The following is a 25,398-nucleotide window of genomic DNA, read 5'->3' as shown; positions in this document are numbered from 1 at the left end:
TTCATAGGGTTTCGGTGGTCATAGCGTGAGGGAAACGCCCGGTTACATTCCGAACCCGGAAGCTAAGCCTCAAAGCGCCGATGGTACTGCAGGGGGGACCCTGTGGGAGAGTAGGACGCCGCCGAACAATCTTTGGAGGACCCCTGGTCCCAGCGTTCACGCTGGGACCAGGGGTCCTTTTGTTTTTGTCGAAGCGCGCCGGCACCCCGGCTGCGCGAGAATGACTGCGGTACCGAAGACTAGGAGTCACCCATGTCCCCCAACTCTCCCGACGAGCGACCCGAGCGCGACCAGCGCCGCAGGGACAGTGGTGACCGGGGCGGATACCGCGGAGCGGCTCCCCGACGGGACAACGACCGCGGCGACCGCGGTGGTGACCGCGGAGGCTTCCGTCGTGACGACCGGCGCGACGACAACCGCGGCGGTGGCGGCGGCTACCGAGGTCGCGACGACCGTCGTGACGACCGTCGCGACGGTGACCGTGACCGTGGCGGCCGTCCGCCGTTCCGGCGCGACGACCGGTCCGGTGGACCCCGTCGTGACGACCGGCGCGACAACGACCGTGGTGGGTTCCGTCGCGACGACCGCCGTGACGGCGACCGGCCCGCGTTCCGTCGGGAGGACCGCCGGGATGATCGTTCCTTCGAGCGTCGTGATGACCGGCGTGACGGTGACCGGGGTGGTTTCCGGCGTGATGACCGGCGCGACGACAACCGTGGCGGCGGTGGCGGTGGCTACCGTGGGCGTGACGACCGGTCCGGTGCGCCTCGTCGGGACGATCGCCGTGATGACCGTGGTGGTTTCCGGCGCGATGACCGGCGTGACGACAACCGTGGTGGTGGCTTCCGAGGCCGGGACGACCGTCGGGACGACCGTCCCTTCGAGCGTCGTGACGATCGGCGTGACGGCGACCGCGGTGGGTTCCGCCGTGACGACCGACGCGACGACCGGCGTGACGACAACCGTGGCGGGGGCGGCGGTGGCTACCGCGGGCGCGATGAGCGACGCGATGGTGATCGCGGTGGGTTCCGTCGTGACGACCGGTCCGGTGGGCCTCGTCGCGATGATCGCCGTGATGACCGTGGTGGTTTCCGTCGGGATGACCGGCGTGATGACAACCGTGGTGGTGGCTTCCGAGGCCGGGACGACCGTCGGGACGACCGTCCCTTCGAGCGTCGTGACGATCGGCGTGACGGCGACCGCGGTGGGTTCCGCCGTGACGACAACCGTGGCGGCGGTTACCGCGGGCGGGACGACCGGGGTCGTGACGACAGGGGTCGTGACGACCGCGGGCGCGGGCCGCGTCGTGACGACCGTGGCGGGCGGCCCGGTGGCGGCGGGTTCCGTGGGCGTGACGACCGGCGTGACGGGGACCGCGGTGGATACCGCGGCGGGCGTGACGACCGTGATCGCGAGCCCATCAGGCGGCTGCCGATCCCCGAGGACGTCACGGGCTACGAGATCGACAAGGACGTACAGCAGGAGCTGCAGAGCCTTCCCAAGGGGCTCGCTGAGGACGTCGCCAAGAACCTGGTGATGGTCGCCAAGCTCATCGACGAGGAGCCCGAGCAGGCGTACGCCTACTCGCGGATCGCCCTGCGGCTCGCCTCCAGGGTCGCCGCCGTACGTGAGGCCGCCGGCTTCGCCGCGTACGCGAACCAGAAGTACAGCGAAGCGCTCGCCGAGTTCCGTGCCGCGCGGCGCATGACCGGCAGCGTCGAGCTGTGGCCCGTCATGGCCGACTGCGAGCGCGGGCTCGGCAGGCCCGAGAAGGCCCTGGAGATGGCCGGCGCCCCCGAGGTGCACAAGCTCGACAAGGCCGGACAGGTCGAGATGCGGCTCGTCGCCGCCGGGGCGCGCCGCGACCTGGACCAGATCGACGCCGCCATCGTCACCCTGCAGAGCCCCGAGCTGGCCTCGAACTCCGTGCAGCCCTGGACGGCCCGTCTGCGGTACGCGTACGCCGACGCACTGCTCGCGGCCGGACGCGAGGACGAGGCGCGGGAGTGGTTCGCGAAGGTCATCGAGTCCGACAAGGACGGCAGCACCGACGCGTCGGACCGGCTCGCCGAGCTGGACGGAGTCGAGTTCGTCGACCTTGATGAGGAGGTCGATGAGGCCGGTGACGCTGATGAGGCGGACGAGGCCGATGATCGCGACAAGGACTGACGCGTAGGCACCACAGAAGGGCGGGCTCCTCTCCGAGGGGCCCGCCCTTCTGCGTTTCAGAAAGTGAGATCCCGGAGTACCAGGCCCGTCGCCGGCTTCGGGCCGAACGATGTCGACTTGCGGGGCATCGTGACGCCCTGCCGGGCCAGGTCGCGGACGACTTCCTCGCGTACCGGATGCATGAGGATCGCCGTGCCGCCGTCGCGTTCCGCCTTCTCGACCGTCGCGGCGGTGTCGTGGATGTACGCGATGTGGTCCGGGGTGTCCGGGATCTGCCACACGTGGTCGAGGAGCGTGGAGTGCAGGACCGTCGCGTCGAGGGTGCGCCAGGCGACGGGGTGGTCGTTCGGGACCGTGCGGGCGAGGAGTTCGGGGGACGGCTGGTCGATGAGGTGGAAGGCGCCGTCGCCGGCGAGCAGGAAGGCGTTGCCCTTCGCCGCCGTTTCGGCCAGTGCTTCGAGGGCGTGGTCGAGCGGTCCTTCGACGGTTCGTATGCGGAAGGAGTCCCCGAGGGCGGCGAGGGCGTCGGAGACCGGCAGCCGGTGGAGGTAGCGGTGGATGGCGCGGACGCGCAGCGGGTAGCGGACCGTGTCGACGAGGAGGACCAGGCCGTAGTCCCAGGCGCTCGGTGACGGGTGCTCGGCGCGCAGGCGCAGGTTGGTCGCCCAGCGGTGGTGGCCGTCCGCGATCAGGGCCTGGTGGTGGGCGAGGTCCGACTGGATCTCGGCGATCTCCGCGGGGTCCGTGACCGCCCACAGGCGGTGGTGGAAGCCGTCTTCCGTGGTCGTCGAGAGGAGCGGTTCGCGGCGGGCGGTGCGTTCGACGACGGCCACCGCTCCGTCGGGCTCGGTCTCGCCGTCGGCGGGGTCGTCGCTGCGGTACGTCAGGAGCAGCGGTTCCAGGTTCGCGGACGTCGCCCGCATAAGAGCGGCGCGGTCCTCGACGACGTGCGGCATGACGCCCTCGTGGGGGAGGACGACGCCGTCCGCGGCCTCCGAGAGGCGGAGCGCGCCGATGACGCCGCGCTGCAGGATCTCGCTGTCCCGCTGTTCGTAGACGTACAGGCTGGGTTCGGCGTCGGGGGCGAGGACGCCCTCGGCGAGCCAGGTGTGGAGGGTGTCGGCGGCCTGCTGGTTGCGGGTTGCCGGGGTGGTGGCCTGCGGGAGGATCAGCCGGACGATGTTGTGCGGGTCGGCGGATTCCAGGTGGAGCAGGCCGTCCGGCCGTACGACCACGTCGTACGGCGGTGAGGTCACCGCGGCGAGACTGCCGACCCGTTCGGGGACGTAGCGCACACCCCGGAACGGGATCAGATCGAGGCCGGTGACGTCGTTGTGACCCGCTGTGTTCATTAGGGCATCGTATGTGTGTCAGTGGCATGAGCGATGATCGGGGGAGTGGGATCGAGCGAGGAGCGATGCGTAATGAGCCAGGCCGCGAGCGGTAATGCGGGTGACCGTGTCAGGACGTGCCCCGATGGCAGCGAGCGGGCGCTGAGTGAGGTCTACGACACGGCTCTCCTCGACCTCGACGGGGTGGTCTACGCGGGTGGGCACGCGATCGCGCACGCCGTCGAGTCGCTGGGCACCGCGCGCGACGGCGGTATGCACCTCGCGTACGTCACGAACAACGCGCTGCGGACGCCGGACGCGGTGGCCGAGCACCTGACGGAGCTGGGGATCGCGACCGAAGGATCGGACGTCATCACGTCGGCGCAGGCCGCGGCCCGTCTGGTGAGCGAGCATGTGCCGCAGGGTGCGCGGGTCCTCGTGATCGGTGGGGAGGGGCTGCGGGTCGCGCTGCGCGAGCGGGGTCTGGAGCCGGTCGAGTCGGCGGACGACGATCCGGCGGCGGTGGTGCAGGGGTATGGCGGCCCGGACATGGCGTGGGGGCGCTTCGCGGAGGCGTGTTTCGCCATCGCGCGCGGGGTGCCATGGTTCGCGTCGAACACGGACCTGACGATTCCGAGCGCCCGTGGCATCGCTCCCGGCAACGGTGCGGCGGTCGAGGTCGTCCGGATCGCGACGGGCGCGGAGCCGCGGGTGGCGGGGAAGCCGTTGCCCCCGATGCATCGGGAGACGATCCTGCGGACCGGTGCGGAGCGGCCGCTCGTGGTGGGCGACCGGCTCGACACGGACATCGAGGGGGCTTTCAACGGCGAGGTGGACTCGCTGCTCGTGCTGACCGGCGTGACGGACGGCGCGCAGCTGCTCGCCGCGCCTCCCGAGCACCGGCCGACGTATGTGGACGCGGATCTGCGCGGCATGCTCACGGGTCAGCCGGAGGTCACGCCGGTGGACGGCGGCTTCGGCTGCGGCGGCTGGACCGCTTCGGTGCGCGGCGAGGAGCTGGCGCTGGACGGCGAGGGCGAGGCCATCGACGGGCTGCGGGCGTTGTGCGCGGCGGCCTGGACGGAGGCGGGGGACGGGACGTGCGGTCTCGACGCGGGGAAGGCGTTGTCGCGGCTGGGGTTGTGAGGTGCGGGCGGGGCGCCCGCGCGCCGCGCGGGGCTTGTCAGGCGGCTTCGCCGGAGTCGATCAGCTGGTCCGTAATCGTTCCTGCCCGCCAGTAGCCCGAGAACGCGACCCGCTTGCGGTCGTGGCCGCGGTCGCCGACCAGGTGGCGGCGGACGGCCTTGACGGTCGCGGACTCGCCGGCGATCCAGGCATAGGGGGTGCCTTCGGGGAGGTCCGTGCCGCGGATCGCGTCCGCGGTGGTGCCCGACCGCGTCAGCCAGTGGATCTCGACGTCCGCCTTGGTGGGCAGTTCCTGGCGGTCGGCGAGGTCGTGGACCTCGATCCAGACGCGGGTCGGCAGGCCTGCCGGGAGGGTGTCGAGGATGTTGGCGACGGCGGGGAGCGCCGACTCGTCGGCGGCCAGGAGCAGCCAGTCCGTGTCGTCGGGGAGGCGGAAGTCGTACGCCGAGTTCTCCTCCTCGACCGGCGCGAGGACGCCGATGCGGGAGCCGGGCCGCGCGGTCCGCGCCCAGCTGGTCGCCGGGCCGTCGGCGGGCGACGGGGCGGGGCTGTGCACCGCGAAGTCGATGATCAGCTCGTCCGGGTCGCGGCGCAGTTCACGGGTCGTGTACGTGCGCATGATGCCCCGTACCGAAGGGTCGAGGTCGCACCAGGCGGCGTACCACTCAAGGGCGTCCCCCGACGAGGTGTCCGGCATGACCGGGGCGTCCTGGCCCGGGTGCGGCAGGAAGATCTTGACGCGCTGGTCGAGGCCCGCGGTCGCCATGCCGGGCAGGTCGGCGCCGGTGAACGTCACGCGGATCATGGCGGGGGTGATGTGCTCGGCGCGCACCACGTCGACGTCGAAGAACCGGTACGGGGAGTCTGTCATCGCTGGAGCCTCTTCGAGTCGGGGACGGCGACGTATGTGCCGACGGACATCTGGTTGGGGATGCCCGTCATCCCAGCCCAGTGCGAGGGTAGGCTAACCTAACCAGGTGTTGGTCGACAGTCCCCCAGAATCGCGCGCGGAGATCGCCGCCGCGCCCCCCGGACGCCGCGCTATACGCGGCGTCGGGTTGCTCGTCGCGCTGGCCGTCCTGCTGTTCGTGTTCCTCGCGAGCATCGCGGTCGGTGCGAAATCGATGTCCATGGACCAGGTCTGGCACGGACTGTTCCAGGACACCGGGACGTACGGGGACGTCGTGGTCGGCGAGCGACTCGCCCGCAGCCTCCTCGGACTGCTCGCCGGAGTCGCGCTCGGCCTCTCCGGCGCCGTACTCCAGGCGCTCACCCGCAACCCGCTGGCCGACCCCGGACTGCTCGGCATCAACCTCGGCGCTTCCGCCGCCGTCGTCAGCGCGATCAGCTTCTTCGGCGTCACCTCGCTCAGCGGCTACGTGTGGTTCGCCTTCACCGGCGCGCTGCTCGTCGGCGTACTGCTCTACTTCCTCGGCGGATCGCGCGGCGCGACCCCGGTCCGGCTCGCGCTGGCGGGCACCGCGCTCAGCGCCGCCCTCTACGGCTATCTGCAGGCCGTCATGATCATGGACGGCGCGGCGCTGAACAAGATGCGCTTCTGGACCGTCGGCTCGCTGGCCTCCGCCCACATGGACACCATCAAGCAGGTGCTGCCCTTCCTCGCGATCGGCACCGTGCTCGCCCTCTCCCTGGCCCGGCCGCTGAACGCCATGGCCATGGGCGACGACACCGCCCGCGCGCTCGGCGCCCACCTCACGCGCACCCGCGTCCTGTCCATGGCGGCGGCGACCCTGCTCTGCGGCGCCGCGACCGCCGCCTGCGGCCCGATCGTGTTCGTCGGCCTGATGGTGCCGCACATGGTGCGCTCCTTCACCGGGCCCGACATGCGCTGGATCCTGCCGTACTCGGCCGTCCTCTCGCCCGTCCTGCTGCTCGGCGCGGACGTCGTCGGGCGCGTCGTGGCCCGGCCCGCCGAACTCCAGGTCGGCATCGTGACCGCGGTCATCGGGGCGCCGGTCTTCGTGTTCCTCGTACGTCGGCGCAAGGTGGCCCAGCTGTGAAGGCGATACGCACCCGGGGCGGCCTCTCCGTCCGTCTCGACGTCCGCACGGCCGTGGTCGTCACCCTCCTCGTGGTCGCCGCGCTCGTCTCGGGCGTCGTCCTGATCGGCACCGGCGACTTCGACATCCCGGCCGCGGACGTCGTCCGCACCCTGCTCGGCAACGGCGACGCGGGGCAGGAGTTCATCATCAACGACCTGCGGCTGCCGCGGGTCCTCGTCGGGCTCCTGGTGGGCGCGGCCCTCGGGCTCGGCGGCGCGCTGTTCCAGTCCATCGCGCGCAATCCGCTGGGCAGCCCGGACGTCCTCGGCCTCGGTCAGGGCTCGACCGCCGGGGCGCTCACCATGATCGTCCTGTTCCAGGGCAGCGCGGTGCAGGTCGCGGCGGGCGCGCTCGTCGGCGGTCTCGTCACCGGCCTCGCGATCTATCTGCTCGCGTGGAAGCGCGGCGTGCACGGCTACCGCCTCGTCCTCGTCGGCATCGGCGTCTCCGCGTTCATCACCGCCATCAACGGCTACCTACTGACCAAAGCGGACTTCGTCGATGCCGCGCGTTCCGTGGTCTGGATGACCGGCTCCCTCAACGGCCGCGACTGGCAGCAGGTCTGGCCGCTGCTCGTGCTCTGCGCCGTCCTCGTACCGCTCGTACTTCTGTACGGGCGTCCGCTGCGGATGCTGGAGATGGGCGACGACGTCGCGAACTCGCTCGGCGTACGCGTCGAACGCACCCGGTTCGTACTCCTGGGCGCCTCCGTGCTGCTCACCGCGGCCGCGACCGCCGCCGCGGGCCCCGTCAGCTTCGTCGCGCTCACCGCGCCCCAGCTGGCGCGCCGCCTCACGCGCGCGCCCGGACCCAACCTGATGCCCGCCATGTTCATGGGCGCCACGCTCCTGATCGTCGCGGACTGGGCCTCGCAGCGGGCCTTCGGCGCCGACCAGCTGCCCGTCGGCGTCGTCACCGGCGTGCTCGGCGGCGTCTACCTGCTGTGGCTGCTCGTCAGCCAGCGCAAGGCGGGACGCATATGAAGCCCCGCCGCGACCTCGTACCACCCCACGACCAGGAGCGTGCTGCTGTGAACCGGCTCATCGCCGACGACGTCACCCTCGGCTATGACCAGCGCGTCATCGCGGAGAAGCTGTCCGTCGAGATCCCCGACAACTCCTTCACCGTGATCGTGGGCCCCAACGCCTGCGGCAAGTCCACGCTGCTGCGCGCCCTGTCCCGCATGCTGAAGCCGTCCACCGGGCGCGTCCTGCTCGACGGGAACGTCATCCAGTCGATGCCGGCGAAGAAGGTCGCAAGGACGCTGGGGCTGCTCCCGCAGTCGTCCGTCGCGCCCGACGGCATCACCGTCGGCGACCTCGTCGCCCGCGGCCGCTACCCCCACCAGGGGCTGCTGCGGCAGTGGTCCGAGGACGACGAGCGCATCGTCAACGAGTCCATGGCCTCGACGGGCGTGGGCGAGCTCGCCGAGCGGTACGTCGACGAGCTCTCCGGCGGCCAGCGCCAGCGCGTCTGGATCGCCATGGCGCTCGCCCAGCAGACGCCGCTGCTGCTCCTCGACGAGCCGACGACGTTCCTCGACATCCAGCACCAGCTCGACGTCCTCGACCTGTGCGCCGAGCTCCACGAGGAGCAGGGCCGCACGCTCGTCGCCGTCCTGCACGACCTCAACCACGCCGCCCGCTACGCCACGCACCTCATCGCGCTGCGCGACGGCGCGGTGCTCGCCGAGGGCCCGCCGTCCGAGATCGTCACGGCGGAGCTCGTGCAGGAAGCGTTCGGGATCGACTGCCAGATCATCGACGACCCGGAGACGGGGACGCCGCTGGTGGTGCCCGCGGCGCGCGCCGGGCGTCGCACCACCGCTAAAGCAGCGACCTGAGGCGCAGCAGGTCGCGGAAGCCCGCTTCCAGTTTCACCCGGCCCGACGCCCACGCCTTCGCGAAATTGAGCTCGCCGTCCACCATCGCCAGCAGATCGTCCCCGCTCATCGCGAGACGGATCTCCGCCTTCTCGCGCGGCGGCCCCTCGTGGCTGTCGAGCACCGTGATCCGGCCGTTCTCGAGCCGGCCCGTGAAGGTGGCGTCGAGATCGGTGATGTGGCAGCTCAGCGAGCGGTTCAGGGCAGCGGCACTGCGCACGTCGCCGTCGGCCGACGCGAGATTGTCGGAGAGTTTGTCGAGTGCCGTACGGCACTCCGCCATGGTCGCCATCGTGATCGACGGTACCCCAGGCCTTCGCGGTAGCGTCGTGCCATGAGCGACTCTTTCGCGGGCCCCGGACAGGGGGCGGCGGTGGAGCCGGAGCGGCAGGCTCCGGACGACCCTTCGTACGACCCCGCAGCCCCCGCGCCCCTGGGCGTCGAGCGCACGCCCACCGGCGACGCCGAGGTGGACGCGTGTCTCGCCCGCCTCGGCGACGCGGACCACCTCGCCACGGACGGCCACATCGAGGTGTACGAGGATGTACACAGGGGCCTGCGCGACGCGCTGACCGCGCTCGACGCGCGCCCCGGTCCGCCGGCACCCACCGGGGCACCGGCACACCGATCTTCGTACGACAGGAGCTGAACCGAACGTGGCAGGAGTGGCACGACGCCGCCTCGACGCCGAGCTCGTCCGCAGGAAGCTCGCGCGCTCGCGCGAGCACGCGAGCCAGCTGATCGCCGCAGGCCGGGTCGCGGTCGGCAAGACCGTCGCGACCAAGGCGGCGACACAGGTCGAGACGGCCGCCGCGATCGTGGTGACGCAGGACGACAGCGACCCCGACTACGTCTCGCGCGGCGGGCACAAGCTCGCGGGTGCCCTCGCCGCCTTCGGGCCGCAGGGGCTGACCGTCGAGGGGCGCCGCGCGCTGGACGCGGGCGCTTCCACCGGCGGCTTCACCGATGTGCTGCTGCGCGCGGGCGTCGCGCACGTCGTCGCCGTCGACGTCGGCTACGGGCAGCTCGCCTGGTCGCTGCAGAGCGACGACCGGGTCACCGTGAAGGACCGTACGAACGTACGCGAGTTGACGCTCGAGGCGGTTGACGGGATCCCGGTCGACGTGGTCGTCGGCGACCTCTCCTTCATTCCGCTCGGCCTGGTGCTGCCCGCCCTCGTGCGGTGCGCGGCGCCCGACGCGGACCTCGTCCTCATGGTCAAGCCGCAGTTCGAGGTCGGCAAGGAACGGCTCGGCAGCGGCGGCGTGGTGCGCAGCGCCGAACTGCGGGCGGACGCCGTGCGGGGCGTGGCACGGCAGGCGTGGGGGCTCGGCCTCGGGGTGCGCGGGGTCACCGCGAGCCCGCTGCCCGGACCCTCCGGGAACGTCGAGTACTTTCTGTGGCTGCGCGCCGGGGCCGATGCGCTGGACCCGGCGGATGTTGACCGTGCCGTGGCGGAGGGGCCCCGTTGACCCAGACCCGAGTGACCCAGACCCGAGCTCGTACCGTCTTCCTGCTCGCGCACACCGGGCGGCCCGCGGCCATCCGCAGCGCCGAACTCGTCGTCCAGGGGCTGCTGCGCAGCGGCCTCGGCGTGCGGGTCCTTGCGGCGGAGGCGGTCGACCTGCCGCTGCCCGCCGAGGTCGAGACGGTCGCGGAGGCCACGGCCGACTGCATCGACGACTGCGAGCTCATCGTCGTCCTCGGCGGCGACGGGACGCTGCTGCGGGGCGCCGAATTCGCGCGGGCGTCCGGCGTGCCGATGCTCGGCGTGAACCTCGGACGGGTCGGCTTCCTCGCGGAGGCCGAGCGCGACGACCTCGACAAGGTCGTCGACCGGGTCGTCACCAAGGCGTACGAGGTCGAGGAGCGCATGACGATCGACGTCGTCGTGCACCGCAACGGTGACGTCGTGCACCGCGACTGGGCGCTGAACGAGGCGGCGGTGCAGAAGGTGTCGCCCGAGCGGATGCTCGAAGTCGTCCTGGAGATCGACGGGCGGCCCGTCACGGGGTTCGGCTGCGACGGCATCGTCTGCGCGACGCCCACGGGGTCCACGGCGTACGCGTTCTCCGCGGGTGGGCCCGTGGTGTGGCCGGAGGTGGAGGCGCTGCTCATGGTGCCGATCAGTGCGCACGCGCTCTTCGCGAAGCCCTTGGTGACGTCGCCGGACTCCGTGCTCGCCGTCGAGGTTCAGCCGCATACGCCGCACGGGGTGCTGTGGTGTGACGGGCGGCGGACGCTGGAGTTGCCCTCCGGGGCGCGGGTCGAGGTGCGGCGGGGTGAGGTGCCGGTTCGGCTCGCGCGGCTGCATCATGCGTCGTTCACGGACCGACTTGTCGCCAAGTTCGCGTTGCCGGTTTCTGGGTGGCGGGGGGCGCCTCAGTAGCGGGTGCTCGCCGGGGGCGGTTGTGGGGTGCGGGTGGTGGGGGTTGTCGCGCAGTTCCCCGCGCCCCTTGGCTACCCTTCGCGCCCCCGGCGCTTCTACGTAGTGCTCAGTACGGAGATTGCTCGTCTGCGCATTGCTGTGCGGACCGGGATGCCCGTTGCCAGGAGCGTGAGGAGCAGGGTGGCTGTCGCCACTGCTGTGGGTACCGGCCACGGCACGTACGGGAGTGCGGAGTCGAACGCCGTGCTGAGGATGGGGGCCAGCGTGGCCAGGGCGATCGTCGTGCCCAGGAGGAGGGCCGTGCCCGCCACCACCACCGCCTCCCACGCCGCCATCGCGCCGACCTGCGCCCGTCGGCTGCCGACGACCCGCAGCAGCGCCACGTCGCGGCGGCGTTCGAAGGAGATCATCGCGAGGGTGTTCGCCGCGGCGATGGCGGCGAAGCCCGCGTACAGGCCCGTGCCCACGTAGTCGAGCCAGACCTCGCCGCGGTCGCCCGCCGAACCCGTGTGGTGCTGGGCCGTCGTGTGCATGCCGATCTTGGTGAGGCCGAAGCCCACGACCAGGACGAGCGGGACCACCGCGGCGGAGAAGCGGCGGGGCTGCGAGCGGACGTTGAGCATCGCCAGGCGCGCGCTCGGGCCGAACCGGCCGACCAGTGATGAGACCAGCCAGGCCGCGGGGCCGATGATCCGCGGACCGAGAAGGCCCGCGCCCACGCAGAAGAGGATGAGGACCAGGAACGCGCCCTCGCCCGCCTCCTCCGCCGGTTGGGAGGACAGGAGTACCGCGACGGCGCAGGCTCCTGCCACCGCCAGGACGCCGAGCGGGGCGCGGAGCAGGCCCAGGCCACGGCGGCCCGTCGCCGCCTCGCTGAGCGCGCGGGCCGGGCGGAGCAGGGAGAACCGCAGGGCGGACAGCAGCGCGGCGAGCGTCGTCGTCACCACGGCCACGCCGAGGCACACCGGCAGGGCGACCCAGCTGAAGCGGAAGCCGGCCTCGGTGGGGAGCAGCCCGTGGTCGACCATTCCCGCGTGCCACCAGCGGGCGCCGAAGCCGCCGAGCACGAAGCCGAGGAGTGCGGCGGGGATCGACGCCGCCAGGGCCTGTGCGGCCACCGCGCGGCGGATCTGGCGGGGTCGGGCGCCGATCGAGCGCACCATCGCCAGCTCGCGGTGCTGCTGCGCGACGGCCGTGCCCATGGTCGACACGACCACGAATATCGACATGTAGACCGAGCCGATCAACAGGACGACGGCCATGTCGCCCACGCCGTTCTCCGCGATCTGTCTGCGGGCCGCCGGCGAGAGGTCGCCGCGGTCCGTGCTCGTCGTGCCGAGCATCATCGTCGACGCACTCACCACCGTCGCCGCGAAGAGCGCGGCCACCGCCGTCCCCACGAAAGCCGGGCGGTGCGCGCGCAAGGCCGCCCGGGCCAGTCCAGTTGCCATGTGGATCATGGTCCCGCCGGGTGCGGGAGCGGCGCCATGTGGAGAACCGGTGGATCTTGCGGGGGGTGGCCCCACCCTCCGGCGCGACGTGCGGGACGCGTGTTCCGGAGGCCCACTCCAGCGGGTGACAGCCGTGTTCGGTACGCCGCTTCGACCTGCGTCTTCACAGGAGGGGCCCAGGGCCCGTCGCACACCGGCCCTCTGACCTCGTAAGGTCGTGTCCGTGTTGGAGGAGATGCGGATACGGTCGCTCGGAGTCATCGACGACGCGGTCGTCGAGCTGTCACCGGGCTTCACCGCCGTGACGGGTGAGACCGGTGCGGGCAAGACGATGGTGGTCACCAGCCTTGGCCTGCTGCTCGGCGGGCGCGCCGACCCCGCCCTGGTGCGGATCGGCGCGAAGTCGGCGGTGGTGGAGGGCCGCATCGCCGTGCCCGCCGGCACCTCGGCGGTCGTGCGCGCGGAGGAGGCCGGCGCGGAGCTCGACGACGGCGCGCTGCTCATCAGCCGTACCGTCTCGGCGGAAGGCCGCTCACGGGCGCACCTCGGCGGGCGCTCCGTGCCCGTCGGCCTGCTGTCCGAACTCGCGGACGACCTCGTCGCCGTGCACGGCCAGACCGACCAGCAGGGCCTGCTCAGACCGGCCCGGCAGCGCGCCGCCCTCGACCGGTACGCGGGCGACGCCGTCACCGTGCCGCTCGCCAAGTACACGGCCGCGTACCGCAGGCTGCGGGCCGTCACCACCGAGGTCGAGGAGATCACCACCCGCGCGCGGGAGCGTGCCCAGGAAGCGGATCTGCTGCGCTTCGGCCTGGAGGAGATCGGGGGCGTCGAACCGCGTGCGGGCGAGGACACCGAACTCGCCGCGGAGGCCGAGCGGCTCGGACACGCGGAGGCGCTCGCCTCCGCCGCCACGTCCGCGCACGCCGCGCTCGCGGGCAACCCCGAGGACCCGGAGGTCGTGGACGCCTCGACGCTGGTCGCGGGCGCCTCACGGGCCCTTGAGGCCGTACGTTCCCACGACCCCGCCCTGTCCGCCCTGGCCGACCGCCTCGGCGAGATCGGCATCCTCCTCGGCGACGTGGCGGGCGAGCTCGCCGGGTACGCGGACGACCTCGACGCCGACCCGCTGCGGCTCGCCGCGGTCGAGGAGCGCAGGGCCGCGCTGACCCAGCTCACCCGGAAGTACGGCGAGGACATCGACGCCGTCCTCACGTGGGCCGAGGAGGGCGCGGCGCGCCTCACGGAGCTGGAGGGCGACGACGACCGGCTCGGGGAGCTGACCGCCGAGCGCGACGCGCTGCGCGCCGAACTGGCCGGGCTCGCGCAGGCGCTGACCGACGCCCGTCAGGAGGCGGCCACGCGGTTCGCGGCGGCCGTCACCGAGGAACTCGCCTCGCTGGCGATGCCCCACGCGCGCGTGTCGATCGCCATCAGCAGCACGGAGGTCCCGGAGGGCGCCGACGGCGTGGAGGTCGGCGGCCGCACCGTGGCGTACGGACCCGCGGGCGTCGACGAGGTGGAGCTGCTGCTCGCCCCGCACCCGGGCGCCCCGCCCCGGCCCATCGCCAAGGGCGCGTCGGGCGGTGAGCTGTCGCGCGTGATGCTCGCCGTCGAGGTGGTCTTCGCGGGCACGGACCCCGTCCCGACGTACCTCTTCGACGAGGTCGACGCGGGCGTCGGCGGCAAGGCGGCGGTCGAGATCGGCCGGCGCCTCGCACGCCTCGCCAAGTCGGCGCAGGTCGTGGTCGTCACCCATCTCCCGCAGGTCGCGGCCTTCGCCGACCGTCAGCTGCTCGTGGAGAAGACCAACGACGGCATGGTGACGCGCTCCGGAGTGCAGGTCCTTGAGGGCGAGGACCGGGTGCGCGAACTGTCGCGCATGCTGGCGGGGCAGGAGGACTCGGAGACGGCACGCGCCCACGCGGAGGAGTTGCTGGCGACCGCCCGCGGCGATGGGTGACCCGGTGATGGATGACCCGGCGACGGGTGAGCCGGTGACGGGTGGGGTGTTCGCGGTCGCCTCGTAGGGTGACCGCATGATCGAACGCAAGCTCGGGTCGCGCCTCGGTGCCGCGGCCGTCGCCGCTGCCGCCACCCGTGCGGTGACCGCCGCACTGCGGTCCCTCGCGCCAGGTGGCGCCGAGCGGTGGACACGGAAGAACTACGCGGGCAGGAGCGTCGGCCTGTACGCGGGGCCCGCCGTCGCCGTCGGTGCGACCGCCGGTGTCGCCGCGCTCCCCGCGAGGGCGCGTGCGGCCGCCGCGCTGGCCGTGCTCGGCGCCGGTGCCTGCGGGGGCTACGACGACGTGGCGGGGGCCGGAGACGCACGCCGCGGGTTCCGAGCGCACCTCGGGGCGCTGCGGGACGGCGAGATCACCAGCGGCGCCGTGAAGCTGTTCGGCATCTCCGCCGCGGGACTCGCCGCCGGGGCCCTCCTCAAGGAACGGTCCGCGGACAAGGTCCTCGCGGGCGTGGTCATCGCGGGCACCGCCCACCTCGTGAACCTCGTGGACGTACGCCCGGGGCAGGCCGGTGCGGCCGTGCTCGCCCTGGGAGCGCCGGGGCTGCTGCGCAAGGGGCCGGGCGCGGCCGTCGCCGCCGCGTCCATGGGGGCCGCGGCCGCCGTCCTGCCCGACGACATCGGCGAGCGCACGATGCTCGGCGACGCGGGCGCGCACGCCCTGGGCGCGGCACTCGGCGCGGCCATCGCCGCGGGCAACGGCCGGGCGGGTCTTGCCGTGCACGCGGCGGCGCTGGTGGCTGTGGCGGCGTACGCGGACAGCAGGGGCGGATCATGATCGTTGCGTGGCCGCGCGCGGTGTACGGCCTCATCCAGGACGGCCCGTTCGGGCAGCCGTTCCAGGGGTGACCCCGCAAGGTGTCCGCAACCTCCCATATCTCTCCCCCGTGTGGGTGATCCCGCTCGCGGAGTTGCCCTGCCAAATGCGGAAGTGACCTTTCGGCAGTGCCGGAACGACCGTGCCTCCTGGCATCCTTGGCGCAGCATCTGCCCGAGTACCCGTCCGAGCACCCACCGACGCAGACCCAGGAGCCCCCGCCACGTGAGCCACGTGAGCAGCCACTCGCCGCACGGACAGACGCCGCTGCACACCGTTCAGGTCCTCGGAGGTGGCAGCGCGGGCAGCAGCGCGCACGTCAGATCGCTCGCCGCGGGACTCAGCGCCCGGGGCCTGCGGGTCACCGTCTGCGCCCCCGACGAGGCCGCCCGCACCTACGACTTCACCGGCGCCGGCGCCCGCCACATCCCCGTGCCCCGCAGCGGCGACCCCGCCTCCGTCGCCGCCCTCCGCGCCGCCTGCGCCGACGCCGACCTCGTGCACGCGCACGGGCTGCACGCGGCCCTCCGCGCCGCCCTCGCGCTCACCGGGCGGCGCGTCCCCCTCGTCGTCACCTGGCACACCCGCGCGCAGGCGGAGGGCGCCCGCGCCCGCCTGCTGCGCCTCCTGGAGCGGCGCGTCGCCAAGGCCGCGGCCGTCGTCCTCGGCACCTCGTCCGATCTGGTCGACCGCGCCCGCAGCCGCGGCGCGCGCGACGCCCGCCTCGCCGCCGTCGCCCTGCCCGCGCCGCGCCGCCCGGCACCCGCCGAGGAGCCCGGCGGCCTCCTCCACAAGGCCCGCGCCGAAGTCGGCGCCGTGGACCGGCCGTTGATCCTCGCCGTGGGCGCCCTCGAACGAGGCGGCGGCTACGACGTCCTGCTGGACGCCACGCGCGCGTGGCGCCATCTGGACCCGCTGCCGCTGCTCGTCATCGCGGGGGAGGGACCCGAACGGGCCGCCCTGCAGCGCCGCATCGAGGAGGAGCTGCTGCCGGTCCGGCTCGTCGGGCGGCGCGACGACGTCCCCGAACTCCTCGCCGCGGCCGACCTCGCCGTGCTGCCCAGCAGCTGGGAGTCCCGCTCCGTGCTCGCCCAGGAAGCGCTCCACGCGCGCGTGCCGCTCGTCGCGACCGCGGTCGGCGGCATCCCCGAACTCGTCGGCGACGCGGCCGAACTCGTCGCGTACGGCGACGCGGAGGCCCTCGCCACCGCCGTCGCACGCCTCCTCGCCGACCCCGTCCGCCGTGCGGAGCTCAGGGACAGGGGAGCGGCCCAGGCCGCCACGTGGCCGACCGAGGACGAAACGGTCACACAAGTCCTCAGCATCTACGACGAGTTGACGCAGCCCCTGCCGTACACCTGAGGCCTCACAATCCTCCTGCTGGAACTATGCGACGTGCCTGCGTGCCCGCAGCGCCAGGCTCAACGCGAGCACCGTCTGCGGGTCGTCGAGATCCGTGCCCAGCAACTCGCTGATCCGCGCGAGCCGGTTGTACAGGGTCTGCCGGTTCAGATGCAGTTCGCGCGCGGTCTCCGCCTTGCGTCCCGCATGCGCCAGATACGTCTGCAGCGTCGGCAGCAGCGGCGGCTTGGACCGCTGGTCGTGGGCGCGCAGCGGGCCGATCGCCCGGTCCACGAACGCCGCGAGGACCCCGTCCTCGTCGTGCCGGTGCAGCCGCCACAGCAGCAGGTCGATGTCGAGCCGCCGCGCGTCGTACCAGGGCCGGTCGGAGAGCCCCTGCGCGGCCGTCGCCGTCTCCGCCGCGTGCCGCAGCCCCGCCGACGCCGCCGCCCAGCCGCCCGCGACCCCGACCACCACGACCGGCGGCTGCGCACCCGGCCGCTGCATCCCGGCCCGCTCGACACCGGCCCGCAGCGCGGCGGCGACCCGGTCCGCCACCGCGGTCCGCTCCGACTCCGAGCGCAGTCCCAGCAGCAGCGGTACCCGCCCCTCCACGGGACGCACGCCGAGCAGCGCGGGCACGCCCACCGACGCCAGCTCCTCCGCGACCGCCCGCGCGAGGACCGCCCACCCGCCGCCGGTCGGCAGGCCGTCCGCGAGCCGCATCACCACCGGCAGCAGCGGGCTGTCGGCCGAGCCGGGCCGGAAACCGAGGACGCGGGCCTGCGCCGGGGCGTCGTCGGCGGCGATGCGGCCCTCCGCGAGGTCGGTGAGGAAGTCCCCGCGACCGCGCGCGGCGAGCTCCTCCTCCTGGCGTGCCTGCATCAGGACCACCGCGAGGCTGCTCGCCGCCCGCTCCGCGGCGATGCGGTGCACCGGCAGCGGCGCCGACTCCACGGCCAGCAGGACGAGCCTGGCCCGCACCGACCCCGCGCCCGGACCGCCGCCCGGCACGTCGACGATGACCGCGCTCGCGGGCGGTCCCTCCCGTTCGACGGCGCGTCCCCGCAGCCCCTCCCACACCTGGAGCGGGTCCGCGCACTCGGTGCCCGCCCCCGCGGCGTACAGGAGCTGGCCGTCCGCCGTCTCCAGGAACACCGGGTTGCCGCTGAACTCCGCGAGGATGGCAAGGACCTGCGGCGTGCCGCCCCCACCGAGCAGCGCCTCCGTGCAGCGCCTGTGCACCTCCTCGGCCTGCTGGAGGAGCGCGTAGTGGCCGTTGACGATCTCGGTGTGCACTTCCTCGGTGACCGTCACGAACGGCACCTCGCGGTGCAGCTGCACCAGCGGAAGACCGGCGGAGCGCGCCGTCTCCACGATCGCGGCGGGCAGCCGGGTGAAGCGCGGGCCCAGCTCGACGACGAGCGCCGCGATGCCGCGCTCGGCGAGGTTGCGCACGAAGGCGCGCTGCTCGGCGGGGCGGGCACCGAGCCCGAGCCCCGTGGTGAGCAGCAGCTCGCCGCCCTTGAGCAGCGAGGCGATGTTGGGCACCTCGCCCGCGTGCACCCACCGCACGGTCCGCTGGAGCCGCTCCGCGCCCGCGACGACCTCGGGGAGCCCGCCGCGCAGCCCCGGAAGTTCCAGCGCGCGCTGCACCGTGATGCCGCCCTGAGTGCCCTGACTGTCCATGGCGCGGACGCTACCGGGGCACGCCTCCGGCGAACATCTCCGGACGATCACAGGGCAGGCCACAGGTGACGGCCGCCCGGCAACTCGTGGATTCCGGGCGGCAATTGCGGACACCCCCACCCTCTGTGACGTACGCCACAGGGAGCGGGGGTGCCGGTGCCGGGTGCGGAGGGCGCTAGCCCCCGTACGCCCCCGAGGCCGTCAGCCGCAGTGCCGTGTCGATCAGCGGCACGTGGCTGAACGCCTGCGGGAAGTTGCCGACCTGCCGCTGGAGGCGCGGGTCCCACTCCTCGGCGAGCAGGCCCAGGTCGTTGCGGAGGGCGAGGAGCTTCTCGAAGAGCTTGCGGGCCTCGTCGACCCGGCCGATCATCGCGAGGTCGTCGGCCATCCAGAACGAGCAGGCGAGGAACGCCCCCTCGTCGCCCTCCAGGCCGTCCAGGTTCTCCTCGTCGCTGGAGGTCGGGTAGCGCAGGATGAACCCGTCCGGCGTGGACAGCTCCCGCTGGATCGCCTCGATCGTGCCGATGACGCGCTTGTCGTCCGGCGGCAGGAAGCCCATCTGCGGAATCAGCAGCAGCGACGCGTCCAGCTCCTTCGAGCCGTACGACTGCGTGAAGGTGTTCCGCTCCTTGTCGTAGCCCCGCTCGCACACGTCCCGGTGGATGTCGTCGCGCAGCTTGCGCCACTCCTCCAGCGGGCCGTCCGCGTCACCGGACTCGATGAGCTTGATGGTGCGGTCCACCGCGACCCACGCCATCACCTTCGAGTGAACGAAGTGACGGCGCGGACCGCGCACCTCCCAGATGCCCTCGTCCGGCTCGTCCCAGTGGTCCTCGAGATACTTGATCAGCTTGAGCTGGAGGAGTGACGCGTAGTCGTTGCGGGCCAGGCCCGTCATGTGGGCCAGGTGCAGCGCCTCGGTCACCTCGCCGTACACGTCGAGCTGCAGCTGGCCCGCCGCGCCGTTGCCCGCCCGGACCGGCTGCGAGTCCTCGTACCCCGGCAGCCAGTCCAGCTCCGTCTCGCCGAGCTCGCGCTCGCCCGCGATGCCGTACATGATCTGCAGGTTCTCCGGGTCGCCCGCGACCGCCCGCAGCAGCCACTCGCGCCACGCGCGGGCCTCCTCGCGGTAGCCGGTGCGCAGCAGCGAGGAGAGCGTGATCGCCGCGTCGCGCAGCCACGTGAAGCGGTAGTCCCAGTTGCGGGAGCCGCCCACGTCCTCGGGGAGCGAGGTGGTCGGCGCCGCGACGATGCCGCCGGTCGGCGCGTAGGTGAGCGCCTTGAGCGTGATCAGCGAGCGGACCACGGCCTCGCGGTAGGGGCCGTGGTACGTGCAGTGGTCGACCCACTCCCGCCAGAAGTCCTCCGTCGCGGTGAGCGCGTTCTCGGGCTCCGGCAGCGCCGGCTGGTCCTTGTGGGACGGCTGCCACGAGATGGTGAACGCGATCCGCTCACCCGGCGAGACGGTGAAGTCGGAGTACGTCGTCAGGTCCTTGCCGTAGGTCTCGGTGTCGGCGTCGTGCCAGACCGAGTCGGGGCCCGCGACGGCCACGGTGCGTCCGTCGACCTTGTGCACCCAGGGCACCACACGGCCGTAGCTGAAACGCATCCGCAGGGCCGAGCGCATCGGCACCCGGCCGCTGACACCCTCGACGATCCGCACCAGCTGCGGCGCGTCGGTGTCGCGCGGAGGCATGAAATCGATCACGCGGACGGTTCCGCGCGTCGTGTCCCACTCGGATTCGAGCACCAGGGAGTCGCCGCGGTAGCTGCGGCGCGCGGCAGTGGGTGGCTGCGCGTCCGGGTCGTGTGCGGGCCCAAGGCGCCAGAAGCCGTGCTCCTCGGTGCCCAGCAGGCCGGCAAAAATGGCGTGGGAATCGAAGCGGGGCAGGCACAGCCAGTCGACTGTGCCGTCCCGGCAGACCAGGGCTGCGGTCTGCATGTCTCCGATGAGTGCGTAGTCCTCGATGCGCCCGGCCACGTCTATCTCCAGTCGAACGGCCACGTTCGCCCCGCGGGGCGCTTACAGATCAGCGGTCAAGTGATCGTCGACGAGCGCTTGTTCCGGGGTCAAGGCGGGATGGTGCCGTGTGCCGGATGGGCTCGGCAGCGATTGTCCGAGCAGGATACGACGCACCCTAGTGATCTGCGCGCCCCTCCCGGCAACGAGGCTCCGCCGAACGGGTGAGCGGCAGGTGAGAGGCGGTGCGGCGGGGAAAACTGGGGGCGTGCGGGTCCCGTGACCGAGTTGTGTGCGCCTGATGGCGGAGCGTGGCCGGACGCGGGCTCGGTCCGGCGCTGATACCCTGGTAGCCCGTGAGCCGGTGGTCATAGAACCCCCGAACCGCAGCGACGGCACCTCCCCGAACCTCAGGCGGGAGCGCCGGTACGCACCCTTCCAGACCGCGACCACGGGAGCCCCCCTTTGGCTATGCAGCCTGCTGCTTTTCGAAACAGCACAGCCACGACGACCAAGCACATCTTCGTCACCGGGGGTGTCGCCTCTTCCCTCGGCAAGGGCCTGACTGCGTCGAGTCTCGGTGCGCTGCTGAAGGCCAGGGGCCTGCGCGTCACGATGCAGAAGCTCGACCCGTACCTGAACGTCGACCCGGGCACGATGAACCCCTTCCAGCACGGTGAGGTGTTCGTCACGAACGACGGCGCCGAGACCGACCTGGACATCGGCCACTACGAGCGCTTCCTCGACGTCGACCTCGACGGCTCGGCCAACGTCACCACCGGCCAGGTCTACTCGCAGGTGATCGCCAAGGAGCGGCGCGGCGAGTACCTGGGCGACACCGTCCAGGTCATCCCGCACATCACCAACGAGATCAAGCACCGCATCCGCCGCATGGCGACCGACGACGTCGACGTCGTCATCACCGAGGTCGGCGGCACGGTCGGCGACATCGAGTCGCTGCCGTTCCTGGAGACCGTCCGCCAGGTCCGCCACGAGGTCGGCCGCGACAACGTCTTCGTGGTGCACATCTCGCTGCTGCCCTACATCGGCCCCTCCGGCGAGCTGAAGACCAAGCCGACCCAGCACTCCGTCGCCGCGCTGCGCAACATCGGCATCCAGCCGGACGCCATCGTCCTGCGCGCCGACCGCGAGGTGCCGACCGCCATCAAGCGCAAGATCTCGCTGATGTGCGACGTCGACGAGGCCGCCGTGGTCGCCGCCATCGACGCCAAGTCGATCTACGACATCCCGAAGGTGCTGCACACCGAGGGCCTCGACGCCTACGTGGTGCGCAAGCTCGACCTGCCGTTCCGCGACGTCGACTGGACGCAGTGGGACGACCTGCTCGACCGCGTGCACAACCCGCAGCACGAGGTCACCGTCGCGCTCGTCGGCAAGTACATCGACCTGCCCGACGCCTACCTCTCGATCACCGAGGCCATGCGCGCCGGCGGCTTCGCCAACAAGGCCCGCGTCAAGGTCAAGTGGGTCACCTCGGACGACTGCAAGACCCCGGCCGGCGCCAAGAAGCAGCTCGCCGACTGCGACGCGATCCTGATCCCCGGCGGGTTCGGCGACCGCGGTGTCTCCGGCAAGGTCGGCGCGATCCAGTACGCCCGCGAGAACAAGGTGCCGCTGCTCGGCATCTGCCTCGGCCTGCAGTGCATCGTCATCGAGGCCGCCCGCAACCTCGCGGACATCCCCGACGCGAACTCCACGGAGTTCGACGCGGCCACCGGCCACCCGGTGATCTCCACCATGGCCGAGCAGCTCGACATCGTCGCCGGTGAGGGCGACATGGGCGGCACGATGCGCCTGGGCATGTACCCGGCCAAGCTCGCCGAGGGCTCCATCGTGCGCGAGGTGTACGAGGGCAAGGAGTACGTCGAGGAGCGCCACCGCCACCGCTACGAGGTGAACAACGCCTACCGCGCGGACCTGGAGAAGAAGGCCGGGATCCTGTTCTCCGGCACCTCCCCGGACGGCAAGCTCGTCGAGTACGTCGAGTACCCGCGCGAGGTCCACCCCTACCTGGTCGCCACGCAGGCCCACCCGGAGCTGCGGTCGCGTCCGACCCGCCCGCACCCGCTCTTCGCGGGTCTGGTGAAGGCCGCCGTCGAGCGCCAGCAGGGCGAGCGGAAGTCCGGCGGCAAGTCCGGCAAGTAACACCGGAGCGGTACGGTTGCCGGGGTGTGTGTCCTGAGGGACGCGCACCCCGGTTTCTTTTTGTACGTGTGGGAGGACAGGTCGACATGACGATCAAGGACACCGCCGAGGAGTGGCAGGTCACGGCGACGGAGACCCCGTTCGTCGGGAACAAGACCTCCGTCCGCACCGACGACGTGGTCATGCCCGACGGCTCGGTCGTCCGCCGCGACTACCAGGTCCACCCCGGGTCGGTCGCCGTCCTCGCCCTCGACGACACCGGCCGCGTCCTGGTCATCCGCCAGTACCGCCACCCGGTCCGCCACAAGCTCTGGGAGATCCCCGCGGGCCTCCTCGACGTCCCCGGCGAGAACCCCCTGCACGCCGCCCAGCGCGAGCTCTATGAAGAGGCGCACGTCAAGGCCGAGGACTGGCGTGTCCTCACCGACGTCTACACCACCCCCGGCGGCTGCGACGAAGCCGTGCGGATCTTCCTCGCCCGCGACCTGTCCGAGGCCGAGGGGGAGCGCTTCGCGGTCGAGGAGGAGGAGTCCGACATGGAGCTCGCCCGGGTGCCCCTCGACGAGCTCGTTCGCGGTGTGCTCGCCGGTGAGCTGCACAACAACTGCCTCGTCGTCGGCGTGCTGTCGCTGGTCGCGGCCCAGCACGGCGACGGGCTCGACGCGCTGCGCCCGGCCGAGGCGCCCTGGCCCGCCCGGCCCTTCGACGCGTAGTCCCCTTAGAAGCGCGCACGGGTTCCGATATGACGATCCACTGATCCGATCGGGCGACTTGTGCGCGCCGTGCGACCGTAACCGCCACAGGGCCTGAACTAGGCTCTGAAAGCGTCCCGCCCGGAGTCCCGGCGGGTTCGTGCGCAGGCGGACGGGAGCGTGGCCCGTGACGGATCAGGCGGTCGACACCGATGGTGCGACGGCGGGCGGCGCCGTGCCGCAGCCCGCGAGTGCCCTGGAGCCGACAAGGGGTCAGTTCGTCGGCAGACGCCGCGAGTTGAAGGAACTCCGCGCGGACATCGACCGCGCGGGCCTCGACACCCTCTCGGGCCGCAAGGCGCCCCGCGCGCGCGTCCTGCTCGTCGCGGGCCGCCCCGGCTCAGGGCGCACCTCGCTCGCCGAGGAACTCGCCCGGCAGCTCGCGGGGGACTACCCCGACGGTGTGCTGCGCGCTCGCCTCACGGACCCCGACGGCGGCCGCGTGCCCACCGAACGCACCGCCCGCGAACTCCTGGACGCACTTGGCGTCGGCGCACCCCCCGGAGCGGCCGAGGACGACCTCACCGGAATCCTCAGGGACACGCTCTCCGAACGCAGGGCGCTGCTCCTGCTCGACGACGCCACGGACGCCGAGCAGGTCGACCCGCTCCTTCCCGACACCCCGGACTGCCTGGTCGTCGCGGTCGCCGAGGGCCCGCTCACCGGCATCCCCGACGTGCGGCCCTGCACGCTCGGCGGCCTGGACAAGGCGGCCGCCGTCGAGCTCCTCTCGCGCGCCGCGGGGCCCGTCCGCATCACCGTGGACCCGCGCTCCGCGGAGTCCCTCGTCGAGGCGTGCGCGGCCCATCCGGCGGCGCTCGTCCTGGCCGGCGGCTGGCTCGGGGGCCGGCCCAAGGCGGCCGTCGCCGATCTGGCCAAGCAGGTGCACGACTCGCCGGACGAGGGCTCGCCCCTGGCCCGTGTCTTCGCTCACACCTACGCCTCGCTGCCCGCGCCCGCCGCCCGCATACTGCGGTTCCTCTCGCTTGCCCCGGCGGGCCACGTCGACCCGCACACCGCGTCCGCGCTCGCGGGCTGCTCGGTCTCCGCGGCCAGGACCACCCTCGACGACTTCGTCGCCCTCGGGCTCGTGCGGGCCGTCGAATCGCCGCTGCCGCAGTACGAGGTGCCGGGCTGCCTGGTGCCGCTCCTGAAGGCCCGCACCGAGAGCCAGGACCGGCCCGCCGAGATCCAGCTGGCCCGCGCCCGCATGCTGGAGCGGACCGTGCGCCTGCTCCAGTCCTGCCGGGCGGTCACGGAGCCGGATGCCTCCGCCGCCCGCAAGAAGCTCGCCGGGATGCCGCGCGCCCTGCGCTTCCCAGGACCCCGGGCGGCCGCCGAGTGGCTGCGCATCCGCCGGCCCGCGCTGCTCGCCGCCGCACGCCTCGCGGTGGCCGACGGCGAGCTCGACACCCTCGCGCGGCGCCTGATGGCCGCCCTGGTCAGAGCCCTGGTGGCACACCGAGGCACGGAGGAGGCGGCCCCGGATCTGTACGGCATCCACCGTCTTGTCCTGGACGTCGCCGAGCGGCGGAACCTGCCGCGCGAGCAGGCCGCGGCGCTGCTGAACCTGGCGGATCTGGACGCGCAGACGGGACGTACGCAGGACGCGCTGGCCCGTTACCGGGCCGCCCTGGACGCGGGACGTGCGGCCGGTGATCCGTACGCGACCGGACGCGCGATGGAATCCGTAGGCGGGGCCTACCAGGAACTGGGGGACTGGTCGAGGGCCTCCGACTGGTTCGGCAGGGCGCTGGCCCAGCGCCTTGCCCGGGGCGAGCGCACGGACGCCGCCCGGCTGTACGGCCGGATCGGCGCGGCGCACACGTACGCGGGGCGCTACGGAGAGGCGCTGCGCAACTGGAGTTCGGCCGTCACCGGGTACCGCAGGAGCGGCGATGTGGCCGCCCAGGCGCGGGCGTTGAGCGAGATGGCCCGCGTGCAGGAGTACGCGGGACGGCCCGAGGAGTCGTTGCGGACCTGCCAGGAGGCCGTCGAGCTCGCGCGGCACGCCGAGGACGTACGGCTGCAGGCGGCGCTGCAGCTCCGGCTCGCGGACACCCTGGAGCGGCTCGGCGACCCGGCGGCCGCCCGGCTGCACCGCGGCGCGGCCGAGCGCATGCTGGGAGAGGAGCTTCCGCAGGCCGCAAGGCTTGAAACGAACGGTGGAGCAGCCCCTTCCGCCTACGAAATCCGTAGTGCTTCGACAGAAGATTGAA

At 72.7% G+C, this 25,398-nt stretch carries 21 protein-coding genes and 1 rRNA gene; 16 read left to right on the top strand and 6 right to left on the bottom strand.

Going from position 1 to position 25,398, the window contains the following annotated elements:
• Positions 1-10: 10 nt before the first annotated feature.
• The 3 genes from rrf to DEJ49_RS36305 all read left to right on the top strand — a co-directional run bounded on the left by rrf (position 11) and on the right by DEJ49_RS36305 (position 2,169).
• A 5S ribosomal RNA gene (gene rrf, locus DEJ49_RS07235) occupies positions 11-127 on the top strand.
• Between the two features lie 183 nt (positions 128-310).
• On the top strand, positions 311-1,537 hold the full coding sequence (locus DEJ49_RS36310; protein ID WP_223833264.1) for a hypothetical protein: 1,227 nt from the start codon (positions 311-313) through the stop codon (positions 1,535-1,537).
• Positions 1,429-2,169: a tetratricopeptide repeat protein gene (locus DEJ49_RS36305; RefSeq protein WP_223833163.1), complete on the top strand. Its 741-nt coding sequence runs from the start codon at positions 1,429-1,431 to the stop codon at positions 2,167-2,169. Before DEJ49_RS36310 ends, DEJ49_RS36305 begins: the two co-directional genes overlap by 109 nt.
• A 56-nt stretch (positions 2,170-2,225) precedes the next feature.
• Here the strand turns inward: DEJ49_RS36305 and DEJ49_RS07225 are convergent, their stop codons facing one another.
• Positions 2,226-3,521 (bottom strand): DUF1015 family protein, encoded by a 1,296-nt coding sequence (locus DEJ49_RS07225; RefSeq protein WP_150183353.1) that lies wholly within the window; start codon positions 3,519-3,521, stop codon positions 2,226-2,228.
• A 72-nt stretch (positions 3,522-3,593) separates the two neighbouring features.
• On the opposite strand from DEJ49_RS07225, the gene DEJ49_RS07220 reads away from it, so the two are divergent.
• A complete protein-coding gene (locus tag DEJ49_RS07220; RefSeq protein ID WP_150183352.1) occupies positions 3,594-4,646 on the top strand; it encodes an HAD hydrolase-like protein in 1,053 nt (350 codons plus the stop codon).
• A gap of 37 nt (positions 4,647-4,683) precedes the next feature.
• On the opposite strand, the gene DEJ49_RS07215 is transcribed toward DEJ49_RS07220, so the two are convergent.
• On the bottom strand, positions 4,684-5,517 hold the full coding sequence (locus tag DEJ49_RS07215; RefSeq protein ID WP_150183351.1) for a siderophore-interacting protein: 834 nt from the start codon (positions 5,515-5,517) through the stop codon (positions 4,684-4,686).
• A 106-nt stretch (positions 5,518-5,623) separates the two neighbouring features.
• Between DEJ49_RS07215 and DEJ49_RS07210 the strand changes: the two genes are divergently transcribed.
• The 3 genes from DEJ49_RS07210 to DEJ49_RS07200 are packed head-to-tail and all read left to right on the top strand — an operon-like array spanning position 5,624 to position 8,552.
• The gene (locus tag DEJ49_RS07210) at positions 5,624-6,667 is read left to right on the top strand and encodes a FecCD family ABC transporter permease (RefSeq protein WP_150183350.1); all 1,044 of its coding nucleotides are present in this window, start codon (positions 5,624-5,626) and stop codon (positions 6,665-6,667) included.
• A complete protein-coding gene (locus DEJ49_RS07205; protein ID WP_150183349.1) occupies positions 6,664-7,692 on the top strand; it encodes a FecCD family ABC transporter permease in 1,029 nt (342 codons plus the stop codon). The genes DEJ49_RS07210 and DEJ49_RS07205 overlap by 4 nt, the downstream gene beginning before the upstream one ends.
• A complete protein-coding gene (locus DEJ49_RS07200; RefSeq protein ID WP_150183348.1) occupies positions 7,689-8,552 on the top strand; it encodes an ABC transporter ATP-binding protein in 864 nt (287 codons plus the stop codon). The genes DEJ49_RS07205 and DEJ49_RS07200 overlap by 4 nt, the downstream gene beginning before the upstream one ends.
• On the opposite strand, the gene DEJ49_RS07195 is transcribed toward DEJ49_RS07200, so the two are convergent.
• Positions 8,536-8,883 (bottom strand): alkyl sulfatase C-terminal domain-containing protein, encoded by a 348-nt coding sequence (locus tag DEJ49_RS07195; RefSeq protein WP_150183347.1) that lies wholly within the window; start codon positions 8,881-8,883, stop codon positions 8,536-8,538. The genes DEJ49_RS07200 and DEJ49_RS07195 overlap by 17 nt on opposite strands.
• 42 nt (positions 8,884-8,925) lie before the next feature.
• On the opposite strand from DEJ49_RS07195, the gene DEJ49_RS07190 reads away from it, so the two are divergent.
• From DEJ49_RS07190 to DEJ49_RS07180, 3 genes are read left to right on the top strand one after another with little or no spacing between them, the layout of a single operon-like run.
• Positions 8,926-9,240: a hypothetical protein gene (locus DEJ49_RS07190; protein ID WP_150183346.1), complete on the top strand. Its 315-nt coding sequence runs from the start codon at positions 8,926-8,928 to the stop codon at positions 9,238-9,240.
• 7 nt (positions 9,241-9,247) lie between these two features.
• Positions 9,248-10,063: a TlyA family RNA methyltransferase gene (locus tag DEJ49_RS07185; protein WP_150183345.1), complete on the top strand. Its 816-nt coding sequence runs from the start codon at positions 9,248-9,250 to the stop codon at positions 10,061-10,063.
• Between the two features lie 11 nt (positions 10,064-10,074).
• A complete protein-coding gene (locus tag DEJ49_RS07180; RefSeq protein ID WP_150183344.1) occupies positions 10,075-10,980 on the top strand; it encodes an NAD kinase in 906 nt (301 codons plus the stop codon).
• Between the two features lie 95 nt (positions 10,981-11,075).
• Here DEJ49_RS07180 and DEJ49_RS07175 read toward each other — a convergent pair whose 3' ends face one another.
• The gene (locus tag DEJ49_RS07175; protein ID WP_223832754.1) at positions 11,076-12,431 is read right to left on the bottom strand and encodes an ABC transporter permease; all 1,356 of its coding nucleotides are present in this window, start codon (positions 12,429-12,431) and stop codon (positions 11,076-11,078) included.
• A gap of 235 nt (positions 12,432-12,666) precedes the next feature.
• On the opposite strand from DEJ49_RS07175, the gene recN reads away from it, so the two are divergent.
• From recN to DEJ49_RS07160, 3 genes are all read left to right on the top strand, one after another.
• Complete coding sequence (recN, locus tag DEJ49_RS07170) at positions 12,667-14,394, top strand: DNA repair protein RecN (RefSeq protein ID WP_150188090.1); 1,728 nt, start codon at positions 12,667-12,669, stop codon at positions 14,392-14,394.
• 76 nt (positions 14,395-14,470) lie between these two features.
• Positions 14,471-15,232, top strand: a complete 762-nt coding sequence (locus tag DEJ49_RS07165; RefSeq protein WP_150183342.1) for a hypothetical protein — start codon at positions 14,471-14,473, stop codon at positions 15,230-15,232.
• Between the two features lie 264 nt (positions 15,233-15,496).
• The gene (locus tag DEJ49_RS07160) at positions 15,497-16,633 is read left to right on the top strand and encodes a glycosyltransferase family 4 protein (protein WP_150183341.1); all 1,137 of its coding nucleotides are present in this window, start codon (positions 15,497-15,499) and stop codon (positions 16,631-16,633) included.
• A 24-nt stretch (positions 16,634-16,657) separates the two neighbouring features.
• Here DEJ49_RS07160 and DEJ49_RS07155 read toward each other — a convergent pair whose 3' ends face one another.
• Positions 16,658-18,301: a PucR family transcriptional regulator gene (locus DEJ49_RS07155; protein WP_150183340.1), complete on the bottom strand. Its 1,644-nt coding sequence runs from the start codon at positions 18,299-18,301 to the stop codon at positions 16,658-16,660.
• A gap of 175 nt (positions 18,302-18,476) precedes the next feature.
• The gene (locus tag DEJ49_RS07150) at positions 18,477-20,288 is read right to left on the bottom strand and encodes a glycoside hydrolase family 15 protein (RefSeq protein WP_150188089.1); all 1,812 of its coding nucleotides are present in this window, start codon (positions 20,286-20,288) and stop codon (positions 18,477-18,479) included.
• A gap of 444 nt (positions 20,289-20,732) precedes the next feature.
• On the opposite strand from DEJ49_RS07150, the gene DEJ49_RS07145 reads away from it, so the two are divergent.
• The 3 genes from DEJ49_RS07145 (at position 20,733) to DEJ49_RS07135 (ending at position 25,397) form a co-directional block, all read left to right on the top strand.
• A complete protein-coding gene (locus tag DEJ49_RS07145; RefSeq protein ID WP_150183339.1) occupies positions 20,733-22,427 on the top strand; it encodes a CTP synthase in 1,695 nt (564 codons plus the stop codon).
• Between the two features lie 86 nt (positions 22,428-22,513).
• On the top strand, positions 22,514-23,140 hold the full coding sequence (locus DEJ49_RS07140) for an NUDIX domain-containing protein (RefSeq protein WP_150183338.1): 627 nt from the start codon (positions 22,514-22,516) through the stop codon (positions 23,138-23,140).
• Between the two features lie 166 nt (positions 23,141-23,306).
• On the top strand, positions 23,307-25,397 hold the full coding sequence (locus DEJ49_RS07135) for a tetratricopeptide repeat protein (RefSeq protein WP_190329287.1): 2,091 nt from the start codon (positions 23,307-23,309) through the stop codon (positions 25,395-25,397).
• Position 25,398 lies beyond the last annotated feature (1 nt).

It is taken from the genome of Streptomyces venezuelae (assembly GCF_008642335.1).
Classification (GTDB): Bacteria; Actinomycetota; Actinomycetes; order Streptomycetales; family Streptomycetaceae; genus Streptomyces; species Streptomyces venezuelae_F.
The sequence above is the reverse complement of the archived record's forward strand: the minus strand, read 5'-3'. Positions and strand labels throughout refer to the sequence as shown.